We start from the raw sequence: 4,138 nt of genomic DNA on the forward strand, positions 1-4,138 counted from the left end.
GGCGGACGGGAAGAAGTGCCCCATCAACAACTCCGCGCCAGCGAAGAGCGCGAAGATCACGAAGACGGAGAGCAGCTGGACGTTCTGGAGATCGAGCGGCATTGGCGTGCGAGGGTGTGCAGGTGTACTATGTGAGCATTGTACTGCCCGAACCGCGTCGCGGCGAACCCGGCGCTCAGGTGGTAAGCTTTGGGCGTCCGCTGGGATGTCGGCGGCTTCACATCCACCAGTTTGCCCGCCATGCCGATCCTGCGCCGCGTGCTCCCCATCACCGTGCTGCTGCTGTTCGCGGCGGCACGTCCAGCCACTGATGCACCCGTAACGCCGAACGAGTCTCCGGCGGCACCAGGTGTTCCGGTTGCGGAGGATCGCCCGAACATCGTCTTCGTGCTGCTCGATGACGCGCGCTACGACGATCTCATCGATCATCCGTTCGCCGAGCTGCCGAATCTCAAGCGGCTGGTGAAGGAAGGCGCGAGCTTCACGAACTTCCATACTTCCGCGCCGCTTTGCTCGCCGAGTCGCGCGGTGTTCATGACGGGGCAGTATCCGTATCGCAATGGCATCGTGGACAACGGTGAGCGGGCCGAGCAGAGTCACCGCATCGTCACGTTCCCGAAGCTGCTGCACGATGCCGGCTATCGCACGGGCTTCTTCGGCAAGTGGCACATGGGGCACGCCGACGATTCGCCGCGCCCCGGCTTCGACCGCTGGGTGAGCTTCGTGGGGCAGGGGGTGTACTTCGACCCCGATCTCAACATCGACGGCAAGCCGGCGAAGGCGCGTGGCTACATGACCGAGATCCTCACGGAACACGCGGTGTCGTTCATCGCCTCGGTGCCGGACACGCAGCCGTTTCTGGTGGTCATGGCGCAGAAGGCGGTGCACCCGGAGATCTATCCCAACTTCGTGCGCTCCTTTCCGCCGGCGCCGCGCGATGCGCATCAGTATCACGACGCCTCCATTCCGCGCGGCCCGAGCTGGCGCGCGCCGCTCACCGGCAAGCCAGCGCTGCAGCGGCCGTACGATGTCTCCGACCCGCGCAGCCCCGCCGGTGGCCTGCCAGACTCGGTGGTGCTCGACCGGCTTCGCATGCTCAGCGCGATCGATCGCAGCGTGGGAGAATTGATCGAGACGCTCGAACGCCGAGGCCTGCGCGATCGCACCGTCATCGTGGTGACCAGCGATCAGGGATTCTTCTACGGCGAGTTCGGTCTCGCGCAGGAACGGCGGCTCGCCTACGAACCCAGCATCCACATTCCGTTCATCGTGCGCTATCCGCGGCTGGCGAAGCCCGGCTCGCAGCCGCGCACCTTGGCGAGCAATGTGGATGTGGCGCCCACACTCCTCGCGCTCGGCGGCGTGAAGGCACCGGCGTCCATGGACGGCCGCTCACTGCTGCCGGCCCTCGCGGCCAATGCGGCACAGGTGCGCGACGAGCTGCTCATCGAGTACTACTCCGACACCGAGTTTCCGCGCGTGAAGGGGATGGGCTACAAGGCGGTGCGCACCAGCCGCTACAAGTACATCAGGTACGACGAGCTCCGTGGCATGGACGAAGTGTACGATCTCGTGAAGGATCCGCACGAACTCGACAACCTGTATCCCGATCGGGTGCCGGCCGGCGTGATGGCCGATCTCACGGCGCGGCTCGGCAGGCTGCTGTCCGCGCGCTAAGATCACGGCCCCGATGTCGCGCGCGGGTTGCAGCAGCTTAAAACCGAGGTGGAGCGTCCATGAAGAACGTCCCGAAGATCCCGCTTCCGCCCGAGCCGCCCGCGGGCGAAAAGCTGAAGGGCCCCGCGTCGTACTTCCCGAGCATCGAGAAGACCTACGGGAAGCCCATGCGCCACTGGCTCGACCTCGTGGCACAGCTGTTGGCCACCAAGGCGCACATGGAAGTGGTGGCCACCCTCAAGAGCGAACACGGGCTGGGCCACGGGCATGCCAACGCCATTGTGGCGTACGCGCGGGCGCACATGGGCAGCTGATTGCGCATGGTGATTGCTGGCGACATGCGCAGAATTGCCCGCCACAGTAGTCTTCATTAGCGTGGGTTCCCACCGCACTGACGCTCACTCACCCACCCGTCCCCGATGCTCGACGCACTCCGCAGGCTCGTCCGCGATAGCGTGCAAGGTTCCATTCCGGCCCACACACCGGTGCATGCGCACGATGTGCGCGTGGCCGCGTGTGCGCTGCTGCTCGAACTGGCCAATAGCGACGGCGAGTTCAGCGACGCGGAGCGGGAGCGTATTCGCGACATCCTGCAGCGTCACTTCGGTGTCGACGGCGACGGCGCCGATGCCCTGATGCAGGAAGCCGTCAGCGCCACTCGTGATGCGGTGGACGATTTCGTCTTCACCCGGCAGGTGGTGCGCGAGTACGACCTGCCGCAGCGCATGGTGCTGGCGGAACTCATGTGGCAGGTGGTGCTCACCGACGGGGTGCTGGCCGAGCGGGAGAGCTACCTCATGCGAAAGCTGGCGAATCTGTTGCAGCTCGAGCCCGCCTTCCTGTCGGAAGCACGCAAGAAGACGGAGAGCGCTCAGCGCGCGCCGTAACGCGCGCGGAGCACTCGGAACGCGGCCTCGAGTTCAGCCGGCGACGACGCTGGAGCGCCCGGGCCGATGAGTCGTTCGGCTGCGGCGATGCGTGTGCCTTCCATGGGGTGGGTGGACACCCACTCGAGGTAGGCCGGCACGTTCCCCGACTGCTCACGCAAGCGCGCGAAGAAGCGGATCATGCCCCGAGGGTCGACGCCGGCGCGCGTGGTGTACTCGATGCCCGCCGAATCGGCCTCGAGCTCGTCGGTGCGGCTGAACTTGGCCGTGAGCACGTTCGCGCCCACGTTGATGGCCACCTGCGACAGGCCACCGTCGCAGAGCCCGGAGAACATGCACACCACCGTGATGGCGGCGGAGAGGCCTTGCTGCTTGCGCGCCTGCTCCGCGCCGTGCGACAGCCGGGCATGCGCTACTTCGTGGCCCAGCACACCAGCCAGCTCCGACACATCGTGGGCGTTGCGCAGCAGGCCAGTGTGCACGTACACGAAGCCACCGGGGAGTGCGAACGCATTCACGGTGGAGTCGCGCACGATGCGGAACTGGTACGGGTGTGACACGTCGCCGCTGGCGTCGACGAGCGCATGGCCGATGGTGGACAATGCCTGCTCGCCCTCGGAGTCACGTACCACATCGACGCGACGCTCGATCTCGGCGGCGGCTTCGGCGCCAAGCCGGCGCTCCTCGGCGGCGTCCATGGAGCACGCCGTGAACAACACGGCGGCGCCCGCGATGGCGAGTGAATGGCGGATGCGGGTACCGTTCGGCCGTGGAGCGGGCATTCGTTTCATCAGTGAAAGTGTGTCTGTACGGTCAATACCGTTTCGCTGCTCAAAGGTTTCGCAGATACCGCGCCGGGTCCGCCAGAAAATCACGCGTGAGCCGCACGTGCTCGGTGTGCTCCCAGGCGATGGGCTCGATACGCTCATCGTCGAAGCTGTAGATCACCGCTCCGGGATACGCGAGCAGCAACGGAGAGTGCGTGGCAATGATGAACTGCGCTCCCTCCTTCGTGAGATCGAGCATCATCGCGAGCAGCGTGAGCTGGCGTTGTGGCGACAGCGCGGCTTCCGGCTCGTCGAGCAGGTAGAGCCCGCGTGGGACCAGGCGCTCCTGAAAGAAGTTGAGAAACGCCTCGCCGTGTGAGCGCGCATCGGGGTCGTGTCCATAGCGGCGATCCATTTCGGCCAGACTTGCCCTGAGCGGGCCCATGGCGAGCTGCTTCGCATGGGCGGAGCGATCGGCGTAGTCCACCTCCATCTGCGCGAGCGTCTGTTGGAATTCCGCACGCTCGCGCTTGAGCTGCTGCTGAAAATTGAAGAAGTCCTCGGCGCGTACGAACACGCCGCGATGGCTTCGTGTGCGCCACGAGAGCGCCAGCGACCGCGCCAACTCCCGCTGGTCAGTGAGGGTGGGATCATCTGCCGCCCGGGTGGCAGCGCCCGCACTCGGGAGCGAGGCTGCGATGGCGATGGCCTCGAGCAACGTGGACTTGCCGGACCCATTCTCGCCCACAAAGCAGACCACGGGGGCGTCGAGGTCGATGGACGTCATGCCAGCGATGGACGGGACCG

At 65.9% G+C, this 4,138-nt stretch carries 5 protein-coding genes; 3 read left to right on the forward strand and 2 right to left on the reverse strand.

Translation table 11 applies throughout. The features are described from left to right. Window positions 1-240 precede the first annotated feature (240 nt). The 3 genes from ACIQ6O_RS13765 to ACIQ6O_RS13775 all read left to right on the forward strand — a co-directional run bounded on the left by ACIQ6O_RS13765 (window position 241) and on the right by ACIQ6O_RS13775 (window position 2,564). Window positions 241-1,677, forward strand: coding sequence for a sulfatase-like hydrolase/transferase (locus ACIQ6O_RS13765; protein ID WP_396208359.1), 1,437 nt, complete (start codon window positions 241-243; stop codon window positions 1,675-1,677). Between the two features lie 59 nt (window positions 1,678-1,736). Next, on the forward strand, window positions 1,737-1,991 hold the full coding sequence (locus ACIQ6O_RS13770; RefSeq protein WP_396208360.1) for a DUF4287 domain-containing protein: 255 nt from the start codon (window positions 1,737-1,739) through the stop codon (window positions 1,989-1,991). 141 nt (window positions 1,992-2,132) lie between these two features. After that, window positions 2,133-2,564 (forward strand): TerB family tellurite resistance protein, encoded by a 432-nt coding sequence (locus tag ACIQ6O_RS13775; RefSeq protein ID WP_396208361.1) that lies wholly within the window; start codon window positions 2,133-2,135, stop codon window positions 2,562-2,564. Here the strand turns inward: ACIQ6O_RS13775 and ACIQ6O_RS13780 are convergent. Together ACIQ6O_RS13780 and ACIQ6O_RS13785 are read right to left on the reverse strand one after the other, a co-directional pair. Continuing rightward, a complete protein-coding gene (locus ACIQ6O_RS13780) occupies window positions 2,549-3,355 on the reverse strand; it encodes a M48 family metallopeptidase (protein WP_396208362.1) in 807 nt (268 codons plus the stop codon). The two genes, ACIQ6O_RS13775 and ACIQ6O_RS13780, sit on opposite strands and share 16 nt — an antisense overlap. A 40-nt stretch (window positions 3,356-3,395) precedes the next feature. Next, window positions 3,396-4,138 (reverse strand): AAA family ATPase (locus ACIQ6O_RS13785; protein WP_396208363.1); only part of this gene is annotated, 743 nt, incomplete at its 5' end.

The sequence above is a fragment of the Gemmatimonas sp. genome, from assembly GCF_044345575.1.
Taxonomy (GTDB): Bacteria; Gemmatimonadota; Gemmatimonadetes; order Gemmatimonadales; family Gemmatimonadaceae; genus Gemmatimonas.